Annotated in this window: 14 protein-coding genes and 3 pseudogenes; 5 read left to right on the forward strand and 12 right to left on the reverse strand. The window is 61.3% G+C overall.

The window, feature by feature from the left end; translation table 11 throughout:
- Positions 1-43 precede the first annotated feature (43 nt).
- The 6 genes and pseudogenes from ACKY0X_RS11255 to ACKY0X_RS11280 all read right to left on the reverse strand — a co-directional run bounded on the left by ACKY0X_RS11255 (position 44) and on the right by ACKY0X_RS11280 (position 3,751).
- Positions 44-397, reverse strand: coding sequence for a low molecular weight phosphatase family protein (locus tag ACKY0X_RS11255; RefSeq protein WP_044524883.1), 354 nt, complete (start codon positions 395-397; stop codon positions 44-46).
- 86 nt (positions 398-483) lie between these two features.
- Entirely contained in the window at positions 484-957 is a 474-nt protein-coding gene (locus ACKY0X_RS11260; RefSeq protein WP_088304394.1) for a GNAT family N-acetyltransferase, read from the reverse strand.
- Between the two features lie 58 nt (positions 958-1,015).
- The gene (locus tag ACKY0X_RS11265; protein ID WP_033725367.1) at positions 1,016-1,684 is read right to left on the reverse strand and encodes an arsenate reductase ArsC; all 669 of its coding nucleotides are present in this window, start codon (positions 1,682-1,684) and stop codon (positions 1,016-1,018) included.
- Positions 1,685-1,746: 62 nt separating this feature from the next.
- Positions 1,747-2,793: pseudogene (gene arsB / locus ACKY0X_RS11270) on the reverse strand (ACR3 family arsenite efflux transporter); the annotation flags it as partial.
- Positions 2,790-3,155 carry an ArsR/SmtB family transcription factor gene (locus ACKY0X_RS11275; protein WP_033725365.1) on the reverse strand — a complete coding sequence of 122 codons (366 nt, stop codon included), beginning with the start codon at positions 3,153-3,155 and terminating at the stop codon, positions 2,790-2,792. The pseudogene arsB and the gene ACKY0X_RS11275, both read right to left, overlap by 4 nt.
- Before the next feature lie 107 nt (positions 3,156-3,262).
- On the reverse strand, positions 3,263-3,751 hold the full coding sequence (locus ACKY0X_RS11280; protein WP_409429452.1) for an ArsI/CadI family heavy metal resistance metalloenzyme: 489 nt from the start codon (positions 3,749-3,751) through the stop codon (positions 3,263-3,265).
- A 103-nt stretch (positions 3,752-3,854) separates the two neighbouring features.
- Here ACKY0X_RS11280 and ACKY0X_RS11285 point away from each other — a divergent pair, with 103 nt between their 5' ends.
- Positions 3,855-4,214, forward strand: a complete 360-nt coding sequence (locus ACKY0X_RS11285; protein WP_033725383.1) for an Rv2640c family ArsR-like transcriptional regulator — start codon at positions 3,855-3,857, stop codon at positions 4,212-4,214.
- Positions 4,215-4,673: 459 nt separating this feature from the next.
- Here ACKY0X_RS11285 and ACKY0X_RS11290 read toward each other — a convergent pair.
- From ACKY0X_RS11290 to ACKY0X_RS11300, 3 genes and pseudogenes are all read right to left on the reverse strand, one after another.
- Positions 4,674-6,074: pseudogene (locus ACKY0X_RS11290) on the reverse strand (hypothetical protein); the annotation flags it as partial.
- A 76-nt stretch (positions 6,075-6,150) separates the two neighbouring features.
- A complete protein-coding gene (locus ACKY0X_RS11295; RefSeq protein WP_033725363.1) occupies positions 6,151-6,498 on the reverse strand; it encodes a helix-turn-helix transcriptional regulator in 348 nt (115 codons plus the stop codon).
- Positions 6,495-7,598 (reverse strand): tyrosine-type recombinase/integrase, encoded by a 1,104-nt coding sequence (locus ACKY0X_RS11300; RefSeq protein WP_033725362.1) that lies wholly within the window; start codon positions 7,596-7,598, stop codon positions 6,495-6,497. Before ACKY0X_RS11300 ends, ACKY0X_RS11295 begins: the two co-directional genes overlap by 4 nt.
- Before the next feature lie 676 nt (positions 7,599-8,274).
- Here ACKY0X_RS11300 and ACKY0X_RS11305 point away from each other — a divergent pair.
- From ACKY0X_RS11305 to ACKY0X_RS11315, 3 genes and pseudogenes are all read left to right on the forward strand, one after another.
- A pseudogene (locus ACKY0X_RS11305) lies at positions 8,275-9,380 on the forward strand (tyrosine-type recombinase/integrase).
- A complete protein-coding gene (locus ACKY0X_RS11310; protein WP_409429453.1) occupies positions 9,373-9,738 on the forward strand; it encodes a helix-turn-helix domain-containing protein in 366 nt (121 codons plus the stop codon). The pseudogene ACKY0X_RS11305 and the gene ACKY0X_RS11310 overlap by 8 nt, the downstream one beginning before the upstream one ends.
- A 138-nt stretch (positions 9,739-9,876) precedes the next feature.
- The gene (locus ACKY0X_RS11315) at positions 9,877-10,641 is read left to right on the forward strand and encodes a hypothetical protein (protein WP_409429454.1); all 765 of its coding nucleotides are present in this window, start codon (positions 9,877-9,879) and stop codon (positions 10,639-10,641) included.
- 76 nt (positions 10,642-10,717) lie between these two features.
- Here the strand turns inward: ACKY0X_RS11315 and ACKY0X_RS11320 are convergent, their stop codons facing one another.
- Entirely contained in the window at positions 10,718-10,957 is a 240-nt protein-coding gene (locus tag ACKY0X_RS11320; protein WP_409429455.1) for a hypothetical protein, read from the reverse strand.
- Between the two features lie 636 nt (positions 10,958-11,593).
- On the opposite strand from ACKY0X_RS11320, the gene ACKY0X_RS11325 reads away from it, so the two are divergent.
- A complete protein-coding gene (locus ACKY0X_RS11325; RefSeq protein ID WP_409429456.1) occupies positions 11,594-14,155 on the forward strand; it encodes an AAA family ATPase in 2,562 nt (853 codons plus the stop codon).
- A gap of 808 nt (positions 14,156-14,963) precedes the next feature.
- Here the strand turns inward: ACKY0X_RS11325 and ACKY0X_RS11330 are convergent.
- Positions 14,964-15,944: a hypothetical protein gene (locus ACKY0X_RS11330; protein ID WP_409429457.1), complete on the reverse strand. Its 981-nt coding sequence runs from the start codon at positions 15,942-15,944 to the stop codon at positions 14,964-14,966.
- Between the two features lie 829 nt (positions 15,945-16,773).
- Complete coding sequence (locus ACKY0X_RS11335) at positions 16,774-19,473, reverse strand: hypothetical protein (RefSeq protein WP_409429458.1); 2,700 nt, start codon at positions 19,471-19,473, stop codon at positions 16,774-16,776.
- Positions 19,474-20,494 lie beyond the last annotated feature (1,021 nt).

Below are 20,494 nucleotides of genomic sequence, written 5' to 3' on the forward strand. Positions count from 1 at the left end.
AAACACCGGGAGGCGAGTTGTCACTGCGGCTCTGTCTGGATGGCTAGTCGCTGAGACTGGCGGCGAGGTTCTGGACGCGGGTGTTGATGTCGTCGCGGATAATTCGCATGCGTTCGATTCCGTCGATGCCGCGGAGTGAGGGTTCGTCGGTGTCCCATCGCTGGATGGTGGTGCCAGGGTGGTTGCCGAGTTCGGCTTGGGTGCCGACGATGACCACCAGGTCCGCATCGTCGAGCATCTGATCGGTGAGTTGGACGGGCTGGTGGCCGCTGATGTCGACGCCAACTTCGGCCAATGCCTGCGCTGAGAGGTCGTTGACGGCGGTCTTGGCGTGGGTGCCCGCCGAGGCGACGTGAATGGCTGTTCCTGCGATGTGGTGCATGAGTCCTGCTGCCATCACTGATTTTCCGGCGTTGCTGACGCAGACGAACAGGACGGTTGGGGGTGAGTTGGTCACCGGGTGTTCTCCTTCGTTGTGGGCGGTCAGATGATGTGCGGGCTGCGCCGCTCGAGGAGGATGACGTCACGCCAGTGGCCGTGGTGTCGGCCGTGGCGCTCGCGCACGCCGACGACGCGGAATCCGGCCCGGTGGTGAAGGGCGAGAGTGGCGGTGTTCTCGGGAAACACCTGGCTTTGCAGGGTCCAGATTCCGGCGTTCTCGCTGGAGGAGATCAGAGACTGCAGCAGCAGTGTCCCGATACCTTGGCCGCGAGCGTGCTCGGCGACATACACACTGAGCTCTATCACCCCGGCATGCACGCACCGTGATGAGACAGGTGCAGCGGCAGCCCATCCCATGACGTGTCCGTCGGAGTCGGTGGCGACGAAGCGGTGATCCGGGAGGTGTTCGGTGTCGAAGGTTGCCCAGTCCGGAGCATTGAGGTCGAAGGTGGCGTTTGCGGTGTTGATCCCGGCTTGGTAGATCGCCAGGACGGCATCGGCATGGTCGGCGGTCATTGGCGCCACCTGATGTTGACTGCGGATCATCGCGACGGATGCTCGTGCGGTGCGATGGTCACGGGGTGACTGCGACGTTCAGCTGGGCCAACAGTTGGTGGATGCGTTGGTCGATTTGGTCGCGGATTGGGCGCACAGCGTCGAGGCCTTGGCCGGCCGGGTCGGGCAGTTCCCAATTCTCGTAGCGTTTTCCGGGGAAGATCGGGCAGGCGTCCCCGCAGCCCATGGTGATGACAACGTCGGCGGCAGCCACGATTTCGTCGGTCCAGGGTTTGGGGTATTCACTGGTGATGTCGATACCGACCTCGGCCATGGCAGCGATCGCGGCCGGGTTGATCTCGTTTCCGGGTTCAGAACCCCCCGACCAGGCGATCGCGTTGTCGCCGGCGTAATGGGTGAAGTAACCGAGCGCCATCTGCGAGCGGCCGGCGTTGTGTGTGCAGAGGAACAGCACGGTGGGCTTGCCGTCGCTGATCTTGCCTTCGACCCGTGCCAGGGCGTGCAGGCGTTGGCGGGCGAACCGTTCGGCCAGCAGCGGCAGGAAGTTGGGAATGGTGGCGCGACCGGCGAATTGGTCGTAGGACGAGCAGAGGAACCGTTCGATGGTCTCGGTGCCGAATGTGCCATCGAACTCGCCGTGCAGCCGGGTCGCCGCGGTCTTCAAGGCGAGCTGTTGGTCGATCGAGAGGTCGTCGCGCAGTTGGTGAGTGACGGGGCTGTCAGTCATGGTGTGGGTTCCGTTCTCGTCGTCGAGCCGGTGGGCAGGTGTTGGGGGGTGTGGTGGTGGAATCGTTTGCGTAGCGCCAGCGAGACATAGACCAGGGCGACCAGGACCGGGACTTCGATCAGCGGGCCCACGACGCCGGCCAGGGCTTGGCCGGAGGTGGCGCCGTAGGTGGCGATCGCCACGGCGATCGCAAGTTCGAAGTTGTTGCCGGCGGCGGTGAACGCCAGGGTGGTGGTGCGCTCGTAGCCGAGATCCAAGATGGTGCCGAGCAGGTAGCCACCGCCCCACATGATCGCGAAGTAGGCGAGCAGGGGCAGGGCGATGCGGACCACATCCAGGGGTCGGTTGGTGATCTGATCGCCTTGCAGGGCAAAGAGAATCACGATGGTGAACAGCAGCCCGTAGAGCGCCCAGGGCCCGATCCGGGGTAGGAACTTGGCCTCGTACCAGTCGCGGCCTTTCGTCTTTTCTCCGATCCGGCGAGAGAGGTAGCCGGCCAGCAGTGGGATGCCGAGGAAGATGAGCACGGATTTGGCGATCTGCCACGGTGAAGTCGAAATGGTGGTCTGTTCCAGGCCGAGCCAGCCAGGCAGCACTGACAGATAGAACCAGCCCAACACCGCGAACATGATGACCTGGAAGATCGAGTTGAGTGCCACCAGGACTGCGGCGGCTTCGCGGTCTCCGCAGGCCAGGTCGTTCCAGATGATGACCATGGCGATGCAGCGGGCCAGCCCGACGATGATCAGTCCGGTGCGGTATTCGGGCAGGTCGGGCAGCAGCATCCAGGCCAGCGCGAACATCAACGCCGGGCCGAGCACCCAGTTCAACACCAGCGAGGAGAGCAGAAGTTTGCGGTCTCCGGTGACGGTGTCGAGGCGGTCGTAGCGGACTTTGGCCAGCACGGGATACATCATGATCAGCAGGCCCAGGGCGATGGGCAGTGAAATACCGTCCAGCTGAACGCTTTCCAGCGCGGTGTTCAAGCCGGGGATCCAGCGGCCCAGCAGCAGGCCGGCGACCATGGCGGCGCCGATCCAGACCGGCAGGAACCGATCCAGGGTGGAGAGCTTGCCGACGACCGGCGGCGCAGTGCTGGTGTCGGTCATGCCGGCACCCCCGCCAACGTCGCGCCGAGTAGCACGGCCAGGCTGGCCAGTGCGTCGGGCACCACCGCGTAATACACCCACGAGGCCCGACGCTGCGAGGTGAGCAGGCCGGCGTCGCGCAGCACCTTGAGGTGATGACTCACGGTGGGTTGGGAGACCTCCACCCCGGCCGAGATGTCGCAGACGCAGGCCTCGCCGCCGGCGTGGCTGGCGATCGCCGAGAACAACTGCAGCCGAACCGGATCGGCCAGGGCCTTGAGTTTGACTGCCATATCTGCGGCCTCTGCGGCCGAGAGGGGTTCCCCCAGTAGTGCTCCGGGTGGGCAGCACGCGTCGTCGACCGGATCAGATGATTTCGACATACATCAATATTGATACTTATCGAACTAGCCGTCAAGCCAGGCCACCAATGACCAGGGGCCCACCATCGTGTGATGGTGGGCCCCTGGTGTCGTGGCGCGGATCCCGCTCAGCAGCAGGCCGACGTCTTCGCCGCTTGGGGCTCCGCGTCGGCGGCGGCAGTTCCGCCGCAGCAGACTCCACCCTCGGCAGCCTCACCCTCGGCGAGAAGCTGGGGACTGGTGCCGAATGTCTCGGAGTCGGCCAGCACCGTGTAGACCTCCCATTTCTCTCCGGCCGGGCCGGTCACCCAGACCTTGTCCTGGGTGGCAAAACAACAGGTCGTGCCGATCTCCTCATCGGTGAACAGCCCTTCGCCGGTCAGGCGGGCGATCTCGGCGTGCACCGTCTCGCTGGATTCGACCTCGACCCCGAGGTGGTTGATGGTGCCGCCCTTGCCTGGGTTTTCGAGCAGCACCAGCTTCAGCGGCGGCTCGGTGACCGCGAAGTTGGCGTAACCGGGCTTGACCTTGGCGGGGGAAACGCCAAAGAGTTTGGTGTAGAACGTGATCGCCTCGTCGAGATCATCGACGTTGAGCGCTAACTGAACACGGGACATGATGGGCCTCCAACCACTGATGAGACATATATCGAACTGACGCGTCAGTGCTCAGCATGCCACCTTTTCGATATATGTCAAGAATTGTGGCAGGATGGATGTCATGCCCAAAGCGCTGCCCGTGATCGACATGTCCGCCCCGGTGTGCTGCGCCCCGGTGGCCGCCGGACCGCTCAGCGACGCCGACGCCCTGGAGGTGGCGATGCGCCTGAAGGCCCTGGCTGATCCGATGCGCGTGAAGATCATGTCGCTGCTGTTCAGTTCGCGCCCTGGGGAGGAGACTAGCGGGGAGCTGGCCGCGGTACTCGACCTGGCCGAATCCACGGTCAGCCATCACCTCGGGCAGCTCCGCAAGGCTGGCCTGGTGATCTCCGATCGGCGTGGCATGAACGTCTTTCACCGGGTGAAACCCGAAGCCCTGCAAGCACTGTGTGTGGTGCTCGACCCGAATTGCTGCCAGTAGATGATCCCGCCGAGCGGCCACATGTAGTGCGATCACCGCGGTCCTGCGTGAGGGCCAAGTTCGTTACGGATCCTGCGTGTCGTGAGCGTTGCCCGGCCTGTCGTGCTCGGCCGGGTTGCGGGCCCGTGCCGCCCACCGTTGGTGTGCAGCCTGCGGCGAGATACCCAGTCTCGCAGCAATTCTCGTCCAAGTGAACCCGGAGCGATAGGCGTGTAGCACAGCCTGTGCGAGTTCCTCTTCGGCTGCGGTGACAGCGGCCCGTGCTTGCGTGACGGTGTCCGCTGCGCCATCAAGGGCATCGAGGAGAGCCTGAACGGGACTGGCTGGGGGAGCACCATCGTCGATGTCGTCATCGGTGAGGTCTAAGGTCAGTTGGTCACCGTTGTCAGCGTGCGCAAAGTGAGGAACAGGCTGCGGCTGCTGTCGCGGAGGAATCACGCTGCTCCGTTCGGGTGCGGTGGATGCGTAGGCGGCCCAGGTGTTGCCGGCGTCCGCAGCATGTTTTTGGGTGACTTGGTCGCTGTATCCGAGCATCTCGGCGACCAGGGGAGCGGGGACCTGGGCGACGAGTTCCTTCAACGCGGTGTTGCGTGAGCCCAGCGTGTTGATGCCCACCCATCGAAGCCGGTGCATGATCGTTTGTGGGTCCAGGTGCCAGCCCGGTCTGCTGCTGGGGAACATCCAGGGGGTGCCGACGGCTCCGCCGGTGGTGCGCAGATTGGGTCGATGGCGAAGGTGGTAGTTGAGCTGTGAGGCGAACGGTTCGGGCACCGGGATGGGCTGTTTGCCCAGCGCGATGAGCGTTTGCCCGTCGGCTTGGGAGATAACGGTGCTCTGCAGGGCAGCGATTTTGGTGAGTGGTTGTGCGTAGAGCAGCACGAGGACGCCGGCCACGCGATAGGGAAGGCTTTCGGCGTTGCCGGTGAGCAGTTCCTTGAGCCAGGCCAGTCGCTGTTCTTGGGTGATTGTCGGGGTTGTTCTGGCCTGCCGGAATCCGATCTGCACTCCGGTATTGATCCTGCTGCTCTTGGCCCAGACGAAGAATGTTCTGATCAAGTGGCGGGTGGTGGGTCCCGATGCGAGATATTCGTCGACGTCGTGCTGTGTGCAGTCCACGGCGGTGCGGCCATGGGTGTTCTCGAGCCAGGTGAGGAATTTGATGGTCTCGGTGATCTCTTGTTTCGCGGATCGCTTCGGTCCGTCGGATGATTGGCCGGGCTGGGACTCACTGCGTAACCGACGTAGGTGGTGCCAGGTGGCGAACTGCTCAATCGGTGCGCGGACTGCCGGTGAAGCGACGGCGCCCAGTTTGGCGCTCAACCATTCTTCGAAGCGTGCCAGGTGTTCGTCTCGTGGTGGGAGCAGTCCATGGTGCTCCAGGATCGATCGTAGGTGGCCGATGTGTTTGCCGCGGCCCGCTGCAGTGAGGCCGTCGTGGGTGAGTGGTATTGCGCCGGAGGTGATCCCGCCGAGCATTTCCAGGACCTTCTGGCTGCGTTTCCAGGTCAGGATGCTCTCGGGCCGGTCCACGCCGCACAGTACTTCGATGAGGGTCTCCATCGCGGCAGAGTCTGCCGGGTGGTGCAACAGGATCCGGCAGAGGTCATCGCGCAGTGCGCATCGGGCGCAAACGCCGTTGCGGTAGATCTCGCCTTCCTGTTTGCAGGTCCGGCAGGTGAAGTTGCCGGGGATGCCGGAGCAGGTCAGGCAGACCGGCCGTGGGTCGGTGTGGTTCGCGCGTCCTGGTAGGACGCCATCGTGGCCGCAGAGCGGGCAGATGCCATGCGTGCGCATCGCGGCGTAGAAGCAGCTGTGGCAGAGCTGATCACCGGGCCAATACACCCGCAGTTTGTTGGCCATGCGGTGGCACCTGCTGCACTCTTGGTCACCATCAGTGACCGGTGGCCTTCCACGTCGTGTCGAGCGGGGCTTTGGGTCAATGGTCATCGGTGATGACTCGGGCGCGCCGTGGTCGGACCGATTTGTTGAGTTCGACGACGTTCGGCGCGGGCGGGGTCGTGCCCGAGGCGGTCTTGCGGCGGCGGACGTCGGTGGCGGTTACAGTGACCAGGTCTTCGACGCCGCAGCCCAGGATGTCGCACAACGCCGCCATCAGCTGCAGTGAGACACGTTCGGGCCGTTGATGAACGACGCGGTACACCTGGGGCCGGGACAGCTGTATCCCACGCTCGGCGAGCCGGGGGATCAGGTCGGTGCTGTTGTGCATGCCATGAGCGGCCATGAGCTCGGCCAGTCGCCAGCTGTAGTCGACTTCGCGTTTCATGAGGTTTCCTCTCCCAGCGAGAGCGCATCCTTGATGGTCTGGTCGAGCACGCGGCGCAGGGTGCGGGTCCGAAAGTCGCTGCCAACACTGGTGTACAGCGATGTGGTGCTGGCGAATTCGTGGCCGGCCTGGTCCTGGACGAACTTGGCGTCCCAGCCGTCCTCGATGAGGTGGGTGATGTAGGAGCGGCGAAACGAATGCAGATCCAGGCCCTCGGCCAGGCCGAGATCTTTGCAGTAGCGCCGAAACCGGCGCAGCAGGGTGTTCTCGGCGACCAGTGAGCCCCGCTCACTAGGGAACAGATCGATGCTGTCGTCGATGTAGGGCTGGCCGTGAGCCAGCCAGTCGGCGATGATCTCCGGCGTCCAATCGAAGACTGTCAGCACGGTGCGACGCTTGGGCGGCGAACCCTTCTTGGCCTTGCCGTAGCGGACCAGGACCGCGCCGTAACGGCCGAACTCCGCGGCATGGGGATTGCGGGAGAAGTCGACAGTCTGCAGGTGGCGCAGCTCGTTGAAGCGCAGCCCATAGGAGTAGGCGACCTTGAACATCACCGAATCCCGGTAGGCCGGCAGCCACCCCTTCCTGTTCGAGTTGGCGATCAGCGTGACCTGATCATCGGCGTGGTCGAAGAAAATCTGCAGCTCCTGCTTGGTGAACGGCCGCTTCTCGGGGGACTGCTCATTGTCCTGGACGTGCGTTGCGGTGTTCCAGGCAAAGAACACCTGCGCGGGGTGCGTACCAAAGCGCTGTTCGCACACCCGGTCCCAGCCATAGTCAGGATCGGCAATATAGGAGCAGAACAACCGCAGCCCGTTCTGGTAGCCCCGCACGGTGGACTGCTTGACAGCCTTGATGCTGCGGAGGTCACCGAAAAACTCCTCGACGATGGCCGGCGTCCACGACCAAGGGAACTCGTTGGTGTCGGCGATGAAGCGGCGGACGAGTGCGATCCGACCGGCGATCGTGTCGTGATCGAGGTTTCGACATAGTTGCTGGTTGCGCCACCCATCCAGCATCTCGTCGACGGTTTGGACCTCGGGATGCAGCAGGGGGACCGAGCCGACGAGGTACACGCGACCGCTCTTATCGACAGGCAAACCGGCCTCCAGGCTGTCTCATCTGATGCATCATTGAATCATCTAATGAATCATTACCACATCGGTGCAGGTAGAGCCATCGCTTCCAGGAGGCTTTTATCAGCGCGTCGAGGCGACCCCGCGCAACTACCGGCGTAGCAGGCCCGTCGCGTTGACCCACAACTTCAGTGGGCCAACGACTTTCGCCTGGAATCCCCGGAATGACGGCGCCCATGCCAATCGGGGCGATCGGGCCGGAAATGATTCATCTGATGAAAACGGAGACTTTAACCTGACATAATGTACGTTATCGGCGTTAAATCAATGCGAGTTGCACTAGGTGCAAGGACTCGCACCTCTGCGCGATGACAACGTCGGCGCAGCTGACACGCTTGACCCTCCCGTTCTATCCAACGGCACCCCGTGTCACCTGTTGGCCATTGCTCCAGCTCGGCGTAGATTTCAATCACTTAATGAACGATTTCGTTGTTGGGTGACGAGATCTCGATGGCAGTTCACTCAAGTCCACCTGGCAAGTCCGCGCCGGGCCGCCCCTCGTCCGCCGACAACGTGCCAAAACGTCACAGTGACGAATTACTATGTCCCGCTGGGACTTTGCGCATTCTCCGTTCGACTCCCCGGTCAACGTCCCGGGCGGCATCCACGTCGTCGAGCCGACTGTCACGTGGAGTCGGCGATGGCCGCTGAGGAGATTCCGGGCTTCGTCCCTCGGATTCTGCGTGCCGACGATGTTTCGCTGCTGCGAGCAGACGAGACCGTCTTCGACGCAATGCTTGATGGCTGGCGAGCTCAGATGCTGGCTCGTGGCCTTGAGATCGACACGATCAAAGCGCGGTGCCGTGTGATCGCCCGATTCGTCGAATTCACCAACGAGTACCCATGGCGCTGGCGAGCGAACGACGTGGATCAATTCCTAGCTGAACTACGGTCGCAGGCGACACCGATCGCTCTGTCGACGCTGCGCTCGTACAGTAACGCTGTATCGATGTTCTGTAGTTATGTCAGTGACAGTCGGTATGGATGGGTTGATTTCTGCGAGAAGCAATTCCGTGACGTTCCGTCGAAGGTCGTCTTTGAATGGAACACGCCGCAGCACACCACGGACGACGCGGTTCCACCGGGACGCCGTGCATTTACAAAGGCTGAACTGCAGCACCTGTTCGACGTCGTGGATGACTTCGTTGATGACGCCCACAGTAAGGGATCCAAACGTTGGCTAACGGCGCTGCGCGACTTGACGGCATTCAAGATCGGCTACGCGTTTGGACTGCGTCGACGAGAACTGGTCATGCTCGACCTGACCGACTTTGGACCAAACCCGCACGTTCCCCGCTTTAGCAACTTCGGCGCGATGACCGTTCGCTGGGCCAAGGGCACGATGGGATCGGGGCTACGCCGGCGAACGGTTCTGACGTCGCCCGAATTTTCATGGGTGGTAGTGCTCCGAGGGCCGGGAGCTATTTGCGACCGCGGACCGCTCCCCTGCTCTCTGGCCTAGCGAACGCGGACACAGGCTCACCTTGGGGTGCCCTCGGACGTTCATTTACGTCGTTCCGGCGGCTTGCCGGACTGCCCCAGGAACTGAGCTTGCACGCGTTGCGCCACTCGTACACTACGCACCTTCTGGAAGCCGGTTACGACCCGTTGTTCGTGCAGCGGCAGCTCGGGCACTCGTATGCCTCGACAACCTCGCTGTACACCTCGGTTTCGTCGGATTTCAAACAGAATGTGATCCAGCAGATGATTACTCGACGCCTCCAGATGGGTGAAAGCAATGGCTGAGCAACGTCGGATCGGCTTTCACCGGGATCTCAGGCGCGTCATGGCAGCGCACAACCTTTGGAAATCGACTGAGCTGCGCCCACTCCTGCGATCACGCGGAATCAATCTATCCGACGCGCAGGTGTACCGACTTGTCACCGGTGAGCCACAGCGAATTCCATCGCGAACGTTCGCCGCCCTCTGCGACATCTTCGACTGCACACCCAACGACCTCTTCGAACCCTACGTCGAAATGCAAGCAGCAGCATCAGCTAACGCCCCGCAGCCACGCGAACTGGGAGTGACACCGGGCAACCCGGTGGCCAAGCGTACCCGCATCGTGCAGGACGATGGTGATGGCACGACCCCGGAAGCCTGAAGACCTCCTTCGCGTGACGAGCGACTGGCTCGGTTCCAGGCGTGGGCAGCCACGGCGCTTGAGCGCATCACCACGGCCGACTACCGAAAGGTGATTTCCCGCTTCCTCCGGTGGAGCTTGGAAAAGCGGCTTGTATCGATGACCCCGGTTACAGACTCTGCGTTCCTGCGGGCCAAGCAATCTCTCACTGTCACAATCGAGTTCTGCAACTGGCTCACCGCTGAGCACAACACTGGCATTGACCAACTCACGCAATCGCACATCGACCTCAGGCAATCAACCCGGCCAACCACCCGCGAACACATCGCTCGCTTCATCCGGTGGGCCATCAAGAGCAGGTTGGTCCCAGGCGATCTCGAAGTGACACCCCATCGCCGCGGACCGCGAATGCCAATCACCGAGCAGAACGCTGTCATAGAGAAGGTCGCACATCAGCAGACGCTCCATCCTCGAGATCGCCTCGCCGCCATCCTCGTTATCGTGTTTGCCCAACGAATGGAAGACGTCGCAGCGCTCACCTGGGATCGCGTGACGATCACCGCCGAAGCCGCCACCGTCACGCTCGCTGATGCTCCGATCGAACTGCCACTGCCACTCGATGAGCCACCGAGGGCGCTCGCTGCCAGTAACTACAACAAGCGGACCGCTGCACATCCCAAGTCTCCGTGGATATTCCGCGGTCACCGGCCCGGTATGCACCTCACTCCGCCGCATCTCCGAAATCACCTGCGCCCCGTGTTCGCCTCCCTGGAGGCGCGCCTCGGCACACTCAACGAGCTGACCCAGACCACCCCAATCGCCATCCTTGCCGAAACGCTCGGATATAGCCCGCAGACCCTCGAAGTCCACGCTCGAGCGTCGGCGTCGACCTACGCGAGATACATCGCCACGCGTCTGGATTGAACGCTGCTACTTGCCGATTCGACTTCGAGCTGCACCTGGGGGCTAGGTGCGAACCCGGCCCCCAGGCTCACCGGGACTACGCCGCGCGAACCTTTAGTCGGGTTCCTGTGCTGATCGCCGTTGCAAGCTCCGTCAACTTCGCGTCATCCAGCGTCAATCCGATCCGACCGGCTTCGCGCGTTAGCGCAGCCTTAACTTCTCCCACTGCCTGACCGGCGCGGCAACTGTAAACCGAGTCGAACACCTTCTGGAGCCGTGCGTTGAACTGACGGGCAAACTCACGCTCGAAGTTTGGGTTCATCTTGAAACCGGCCATGTCACACTCTCTGGGTGATTGTCTTGTCGGGATGACGCTTGACAGTGGCCTCAGTGACGAACCGGCCAGTAGCAGCCGAACGATGAACGGTCGACTTGTTCGACGTACCCCGACCCACTTTCTCGGTCGTGGTTCCGCTAGGGTTGCGCCGAGCGGTTGACGCGGTTACAAACCGGCCAGAGCCTGCGCTCCTATTCACACTTCGTGCCATTTGACACCTCCATATTCCATCACCTCGACCTTTCACAGCCGGCTAGCAAGGTGAGCCATTCCGATTTGACGCGACCATGGAGTGGATTACAGTGATGGTTCCTACACGCATCTCCGCGCCCCGTCTCCGTGGTCTACACCCCACGGTTGCGGGGTGTCCTGCATCGGCAGGATAGAACACACGTACGACGATAATCGCCGCGACGCGCCGTTAGTGGACACAATCTGTAGTGCCCATAGGTTCGGTCAACCACCACAGGTTGTGTCGTGGGGCAAGGGATTTTTCTCATCAGGCAGTAAATCGACGCCTTTCAAGCTGGGGATCTTCGAGCGTGTGGGCCCTGCCCGGTGCGCACGCCAACTAAGGTCCATGGGAAGTTGCTAGGTCAATCGCGACCTCGCACTAGTTGGCGATGGAGGGCCACAGTGGCAGGCTTGGCGACACCGCAGCGGGTAGATCCGCGAAACCTTCTCAGTGAATGGGCGAATGCTTCAGACGAGTGGGTGCGCTTCATCGTCAGACACGTCCTCCAGGGTGGCGGGCCGCTTGGAAACGAAGAAGAGGCCGACGCATACGCACTTTTCCGACAGGAGAAGGCCTTCGACACTCGCGAACTTGCCGTGGAGGTGCCATTGGCCACCTTCGAAAGCGAGGACGAAGCGATCGAACCACTGACCCTGACCTCACTCTCGGGGGTCACTGGCGTCAACGCCCTCGTCGAAGGTGGCCTCATCGAGCCCCATGAGGGGCTCACTATCCTGTTTGGGGAGAACGGCACTGGGAAGACGGGTTACTCGCGGATCTTCAAAGCCCTCGCCGCCAGTCGAACTGCCGACGAAATCCTTGGGAACATCGAAGAAGCCTCGCCGCAGGCGACGTCTGCCGTTGTTTCTTACACGCTGGGTTTAGAGTCCAAGACGTTCACGTGGACAGGTCAGCACGGCGTGGCCCCGTTTACCAGGATCTCAATTTTCGACAGCCCCTGCGTCAGCTTCCACGTCGATGTTGATCTTGAATATGTCTATGTGCCAGCGGTATTAGCACTCTTCAACCACGTGATCGCCGGCATTAAGGCGGTACAGGCTCAGCTAGAGCAATCTGTTCGAGATTTGAGATCGGGATCCACAAGTATCCTGCAGCGATTTCCGCGCGGCGCGACGGTTTACCCGCTCATCGAAACACTTGGGGCTGCAACAGATCTGGAGCAATTGAGGGCGGCAGCGGACACCGACCTAGACGTCGACACTCGCATTGCTGAGTTGCGTCGCACGGTCGCAGCGCTAGAAGCAGACACTATCGGTGCCCAGATCAAACTCCAGCAGCGCGTGGAACTGATCCTCACTCAGGCGTGTGCCGCCGCCAGTGTGGTGGCCACATTCGACGTAGACGCCTATAACCGCGAACTGGCTACGCTGGCTGGGTTGGAAAGCGACTACCGCACATTCCGAACGACCTTGTTCGAGGCTGCCGATCTTCCTGCTGAACCCGACGACACCTGGAGCGCCTTCATTGAAGCTGGTGAGATATACCAAGCACACCTCGTTGGCCTAGAAGCCCACGATCCCGCCCGCTGCCTTTATTGCCGTCAGCCGCTGGGCGACGACGCTCGGGCCCTCGTAAGCAAGTACTCCGAGTTTCTTGAAGACAAAATCACCGCCGAGATCGGCGCATCAAAGATGCGGCTGGATACGCTCATCGAACCCGTCACCTCTACACAGGCCGGAGATGCTCAAACATACGCGAGCGAATATGCCGACACGGACGAAAAGCCCTCATTCCACGCCGAACTCGATCGAGTGCTGGCCACAACGAGCAAGCTAGTAGAGCACTGTCAGTCGGCGGTAATCATCGAGCCGAGCCTAACCGAGCCAGCTTCGGCAGACTTCGAGTCACTCACCGCTGCGCTGACCGGCGTCACGCAGACTTTAGCCGAGTTGAGGAAGCAAACCGCCAGCCGGGCCGAGACTCTGACGGAGAAGAAGAAGGAACTTGTCGAGCTGGAAGCCTCGGCCGAGTTGACGAAGTCGTGGACGCAGATCGAGTCACTCGTCCGCGACGCGAAGCAGGCCGACCGGCTAACGTTGCTCGCCAAGCCGATGCCGGGTCTATTACGTACGGTCACGGGTCTGGCCAAGACCGCAAGCGACCAAATGATCAACGAGAGCTTCGACGCGCTGTTCAACGAAGAATGCATCGCCCTCCGAGCGCCCGCGCTGCGGGTTGAGTTCGTGGGCCGTCAGGGCCGCGCACAGCGCAGAAAGGTCCTCAACGGTAAGCACAAGCCATCGACGGTGCTCTCCGAAGGAGAGCAGAAAGTACTCGCGATGGCAGACTTTCTTGCTGAAGCACGACTCGCGGGCATTACCGCGCCAGTTATCTTCGACGATCCTGTCTCCAGTCTCGATCACCGGCGAATCAACGAAGTCGCTCAGCGGATCGCCGCCCTTGCCGAGACGACGCAAGTAATCGTCTTCACACACGACATCTTCTTCGCGACAACGCTGCTCACACTTATGGAGGAAACAAAGCGTTGCTCGTACTTTCAAGTGACTGACGAAGACGGCAAGGGGCAGATCACCCGGGCAACCGGCCCCCGTTGGGACAGCCTGAACAACCTAAAGAGGAACATTAACGAAACGATTCAGGCAGCGAAGTCACAGCAGGGCGACGCCCGCGCGGCGCTGATACGGACCGGCTACGACTGGATCAGGGCCTGGTGCGAGGTGTTCACAGAGACGGAACTGCTACAAGGTGTGACTCAGCGCTACCAACCAAATGTTCGCATGACCAATCTGCCAAAGATCAAGTCCGGGGCACTCCCAGTCGCGATCGAGACTGTCAACCGAATCTTTGAGGAAGCATGCCGGTACATCGATGGCCACTCCCAGCCGCTGCCCAGTCTCGGCGTCGGCCCTACCCTGGCGGGGCTTGAGGCCCATTGGCTCGAACTGACGCAGGCCCGCACCGCCTACAACGCTGCCGAGTAGGTCGGCTCCACTACCGGGCTCAGAATAGCGACACAGCGATCTGATGCCGGCGGTCTAACACAAGCCCTGATTGAACTCGCACCACTCGGGCACGCATCGTTACCAGTAGCGATACCTGCTGGAGGTGGGCCGGACCAGATCTGTCGTGTCGTTCCCTTCGCTGTCCGATCCACGACTTCTCGACAGTGTTCCGCGACCATCTGGGAGCGATCCGGATCCGACCGATCTTCCACAATCATCTGACAGCGCGTGTCGCACCAGCTCCCGACTCTGCACTCGACTCCAGGGGCCGCCGCGATGCCGTTCTGGCATCCGAATCCGCCATTAGTTGAGACTGCCGGACAGGCCCTCAAGGTTGTCCGCGATCCGCCTGAGTGTGCCGGATAACTCCGCCCCGTCCCCATCCTAGTCACGCCCGGCATATTCGTCACAGTGACGTATTGGATGACTATCGGCCTGGTCGCTCTTTTGGCAGGCCAGAGGCTCGCAACGCACTATTTCGTGAATAAGAGTGTGATTATCCAGCTTTTCGTCACCGCTGTTACCAGACGGTGATTCGAAGACCATGATGGTGGCCCTCCATGTGCTCCGGCATGAGTGGCTGCGCCCGGAAGGTCCCGGCACGAGCCCCTCGTGGCAGTGCCACTCGACTACGCGCCATAGATGCTCCTCTGGTATATACGCGTAATCGCTTGCACTTCACGGAGTTCCAGGACTTCGGCGAAAGGGGTGTATGAATGCAGCGCCACTTGGCGGCGGAACGGCCGGTATTGCCGACCTGGGTACGGGCAACTCCCTCGGCGGTGCGTCAGATGCTGAGCCGAAAATCCTCGATCTTCTGTCTGACGACGATGGCGGGGCCATCGTCTCCTCCTACCGAAAGCACCATCTGTTCGAGATCGTTGTCGTTGAGGATGACGATCAATTTTTCGTATTGGAACCACTGTTCGCGGCGGGTGACTTCCGCGCTGTTGTCGCCAGCGTTGCGGCAGGCGATGATTCCGAACAGCCCGGTGCCGCGAGCGCCCAGGTAGTTGGCCATCTGCAGCACTGCGGCCTTTTGGACCTTCCCGACGTAGTTCTTGGCGTCGACGACGACGTAATCCGCTGCGTAGCGGTCGCGCAGGAACTTCCACATCCCGCTGTCGGCGTAATTGGGCAGGATGATGTCACGCCGGTTGACCCCGCTGGCGTTGGCGTGCTCACTGAGCGGGGACTCCAACGGTGGACACCACAGCACCGCGAGAAGGTCGCGGAGGGTGCTCTGGTATGCGGCCCAATCCGGCCTTCCGGGTGGGATCAGGCGCAGCTTGGCGAGCAGCTGGCTGGCTAACGCCATCTGGCCGATGTCCTCGACCGGACGGCGTGCAGTGTCAACGCGTGACCAGTCCAGCCCGGGCGCGGCGGCCTGCAATCGCGGGCCGTCGAGCACCATGTCGACGCCCAGTTCCCTCAGCTGGGAAAGGTGTTCGGGCGCCAGCACGCCGGGAACGGCAAGGATAAGCTCTGGCGGTCGGCTGTCATCGCCGGCGGACTTTAGATATGCCTGCCGAAGGCTGCGCAGTTGCGACGCCGTTTGATCGATGCGGCGGGCGGTGGCCGGCATTACCCACTTGGCCTCGACGATAGCGATGCGCCCGCCCCCGAGGTGCGCAACAAAGTCTGGGCGCATCTTGTCATCCAGGCGCGGCTGCGCCTCGATCGATGTGACATCGAGTACTTGGTGCAGCGCTTCGCCGACAAGGCGTTCAAATTCCAACGCCTTCCATGCCTGCGATTCATCGCTCACGTTGTTCTCCAGTGGGGCAATCGAAGTGGATCATCGCGAGCTCAGTTTAGACTCACCATCGGGCGGTCCCTATATCGCATCGCCGCAGACATTTGCAATGTCGCTGGCGGTCGAGCACCGGCGCCGGGGGGAATGCCAGTTCGTCGGCCCGGCGTCGCTGACAGTCAAGTCACCAGTTGGCCTCCGCTGCAGCGGGTTTTGCGTACCACTACATGCCGTGCCCCGATCGTCGTGGCTGCCTAAAGTGGCGTGCGCGAGGGCGTGGACTTACCACAGCAGTCAGGTCGGCTACCGTTCCGTTGCGGGCCTTCCCGTCAGCCACATATCCGTTAGCGTAGTCAACTCGATCCCGTTCGAGTTCATCTCACGATCAAATTGGTTGTTGAACAACAGAAGTGGATACAAAGTGCATCAGGAACCAACGGAGCTGGCAAGACTCGGGTCGGGCAGTTACAGCTGCGACAATAATTGTCGAGGAGCTAGGCATGCGTTCGCCGGGAGCTGGAAAGTCAAGTGCCCGCCACTGTCAGACCTTCATGGAGTTGGTCCGGCACTCTCAGCTGGTCGTGGAGAACCCGGTTCGATTGCGTCCACGACCAATTGAGAGCGCCCTGGTCAGCGCGCTCCCCTACTCTCAACTAGTCCCGGATCGGACATCTCAAGATGAAGCGCATTTACCTAGACCAGAACATATGGATTGAGTTGTCTCGCGCTTGCCTTGGGAGCACAGGTGCCAAGCAGGGATTTCGTCCAGGAGCGTCGAGATATACCTTCGGTGAGCGACGCTTGTCCGACTCCACTGAGCGGAAGCGAATTGTGATCGGTAGCTCTATGCCTGACTTGTTTCAACTTGAGAGGCGAGACTCGGATATCTACGCACTAGCTGCTTAGCCTCAGCTTCGACATATCCGCTCAGCCGTGTCGCCCTTTGGACAAGTGGTGCAATGTCGCGCCGCCGAGACTGCTGATATACTCCTGGACGCTTGAGCCCTCGCTGCCAGCTCAATACCGCTCCCTTAGGCAATTGCTCGATTACCTCATCGATGAGGTGTGGGGCTACGAGGTCGCACGCCTTTATCCAATACCGGAGATCCGCCCACGGATCGCTCGCGTTCTCGGCTGCGAGTCCTATGGCCATTGCCTCGGCATTCGCCGCTGCCACCTCTCCTGCGATCGCGCCATCATGTTCCCTTATTCGGTCAAGCACCTCCGCGGCCGTCTTCCAATGTTGTTGGCCGCTGAGTTCAAGATCTAGCGGAAGGCCTCGACGAACTGCACGCAATGCAACGTCAGGTGCGATGTACGCGAAGCATAAGTCAAGGTGTTGAAGGTCCGGCTCCAGACGGTCGAGTATGTCGTGGACTTCCGTTGGGCGAAAATCCTGCAGTGCAGAAGCAATTATGAGAGCGGTCTTGTCGGGGTCGTGCGCGGTTCGCCGGAGTGACTCCTCAAAGGCGACCATGTCGACCTTGGTCACAATGCTTGCAAAGACCTTAGGATCGGCGTCGAGCAGAAACGCGATGCACCGGTCAAAGTTCAACTGGCCCCATAGATCATTCGGACCGGAGAGCGCTGCGGCGAGGCGTTCTTGATCCAGCGCCTTGGTGAACGCCTTCACCGCCTTTAGTACCTCTCGAGGAGGTCGCCTTCCCGGCGGACCGAAAGGTCCGAATCCGAGATGAATTGCCAAATCAAACATTTCATTCCACCTGCGGACCGGGTCGTCAACGAACTGGTTCGCGAGACGCGGTGCTACCCGGTTCAGAAGGAACAGAGCGAGTTCGTGGTCGAGGTAGATGAGATCTGCCAACAGGGCGGTGGCTCGCCAGAACTCGGTGCCGACGTCGAACATTTCTGCGTAGTTGTCACGGTCGAGATAGCAGCGGATGGCATCCCTGACCGCAGCTCCTCCAACGTTGCAGAGTCGATCTAGAGCATGACCAGTAGACGCGGAGTGCGCCCATCCACCATCGATCACAAGTCGAGCCAGACGTTGGGGATCGGCGTGCGCTGCCAAGTGTGCGGCAAGTTCCCGATCAAGCTGGTACAGGCTGTTGACGAGATCGCCAAGAGCCCACGCATTCTCTGGGGCTACTGCCGAGAACCACTCACTCAGTCGGTCGTCGTTCTCTCGGACAATCTCTAGAATCCCGATGTCGCAGCAATGGCTGATCGATTCTGCGAGCAGCTGGGCTGCTGCGGCGACGTCCCCTGAAGATGGGGTTAAGAGGGCCCGCCGGGCCAGAGACTGATAGCGGCTGACATCTAGGACGCGCTGCCAACGCAGGACATCCCGTGCTCCAAAGAATGGTCCGCAATCTGCGAGCCAAGACAGGCCGCGCAGGGGAGTCTCCTCGGATTCGAGCGCGAAAGTGACTATTTTGCTGGCAAGTTCGCGGTCCGCGTGCGCGTCCGCGTCGGCGAGTCGTGGCCGCTCATCTGAAGACTTGGCGTGCAAAAGCAGCGGGGTTGGCCTGGAGTCCTGAGACGCAGATGCAATGGGTGGGACTGGATTAGTGGACCGAACCGGGGGTGCTGCATCGTCCAACGGAGGTGGGTGCAGCATCCACGCCAGCATTGCGAACGCGTTCTGAAGATGGCCGCAGCGGAGCCGACCGTCAGTCTCGATCACCAGGCGCCGGCTCTTCAGCGTCGTCAGCGACCTCGCAAGCCAGGCTTCGTCTTTGTCGAGTTGCTGGGCAAAAGCTAAGAGCCTTTGGTGACTTGCTCCTGCGTCTGCGCCCGCGATCTGCACGACCGCGACCAGAAGCAAGGCAAGGTCGGCGCGTTCAAGATCGCGCATTTCCAGAGCAGCGCGATAAATCCGTCGCCAGCCGCCTGTTAACGCATGGAAGAAGAGCCACGGTGTCCGTTCCTTCGAGGCCACATCAATGCGCTTGTCGAAGAAGAAGTCTTTCGAATGCGATCCCACATGATCGTCGAGTTCCGCGACCAACGGGAACACGACCTCGCGCTGCTCCCGCACCCAATGAGCCAGCTGGGCAACCGCCGCGCCCGCGCTGATCTTCAGCGTTCGGACTCCGCCCGCTACCTGATCGATTCCAGCGACAAGCACACGAGTATCGGCGTTGGCCCGCTCGGCGAGTTCGCGCACAGTGTCTGGCGAAAGGTCTTGCGCGTCGTCGACAAACAGAACCTTTGGCCATGGAAAGAGACGCAGGTCCGTGAACCATCGTTCGACACCCCAATTTCGTGCATCATCACGTAATCGCAGGACTTCGAAGCCATCCTTAGTCAAGCGATGCAGCGCCTGATATGACGTTATTGACTTGCCGCTTCCGGTCGGACCGTTTATAACGACCGCACGATCAACACAGAGTGCTTCGGTCACCAACCCGACTTCGCTCAGCGGTGGGCAGGCGTCCACATCACTGGGGCTAAGCCGCTCACCCCGCAGCGCCGCGTGAATACCGCGGCTACCCTGAAACGCCACCGGATGCCAGGCTGATGCGGCCTCTTGTGATGCGAAATCACTGGCAAGCCTAGGCAGCGCGATTTCGGCGCCCATGGGCACATCGTCGGGGCCACTTCCAGAAGGTCCGATTCGGACGGTTCGCCAAGTGTCATCGAGAGGGTCGATTAATCCTCTGACAACGGCTTCATCTCGCTCGGAATATCCAACTATAAGGAGGGTCCGCACGTACTCCCGCTCGATTCTGCGTACAGCGTCCAGGACCTCGGCCGGGACGATTCCGGGGTCATTCGGAAGCGTCCACGGAACTTCAGGCTGAGCTGCGTCACCGTGGGGCTTCACGAGTACACCACGTGGGAGGATCGTCCCGTACAGACGTCGATAGGCGCGCTCAAGGGCCGTGTCCCAGTTCAGCGAGACGACTAGCTCGACTACGCCTCTATGGATGAGACGCGCGAGGGCCTCATGCGCTGGTGACGGTTGCGCCGAACGATCATTATCTAGGGACGCGAACTGTCGCTGAAAACGATCGCGCGCGACGGCACTAAGGCCGACTGCACTCCACCCGACGACCACGTCGTCCCATTGATCGCCTAGAAGTCGCTTGGAACGCTCGTCGGGCCGACCCAACCGCTCCGCTACGGCTATACGCGCAGAAGGGTCTGTGTCGAGCGCCTCCCAGAGCAGGGTGTTGAGCCCGCCTGTCATCGGAAACCGCGCGTCAATCGACAACCCTGCGCCCACTACTGCCACGGCGCCGAGCGTCAGATGATCGCGCACTCTCGAGATCCGCGATTCCAGGGGCAACGGATTTTCCGACATCATCCACCATCATCATCATTCAAAGCGAGCGCGGTTAGGGCATCGCGCCTACCGATCTGGTCGGAATGCGCCCACTGCCCAACAACCAGCAAATCTGTCACACGGGCGACCAATAAATGACGAGCGACCCTGATCAATTCCATCATCCGGCAAGTGCTTCGCACTGGATCGACGTGGCCGTGTCGCTTCAGTTAAGGCGCTCCCAGCGCCAGACGACGACGTGCCGCGCACGATCCTTGCTCGCGCCGCACCTAAACAAGCTTGTCCGCGGAGAGCTAGCTTGCTCGCTCAGAGC

The sequence above is a fragment of the Mycobacterium sp. SMC-11 genome (assembly GCF_046250095.1).
GTDB classification, from domain to species: Bacteria; Actinomycetota; Actinomycetes; order Mycobacteriales; family Mycobacteriaceae; genus Mycobacterium; species Mycobacterium heraklionense_A.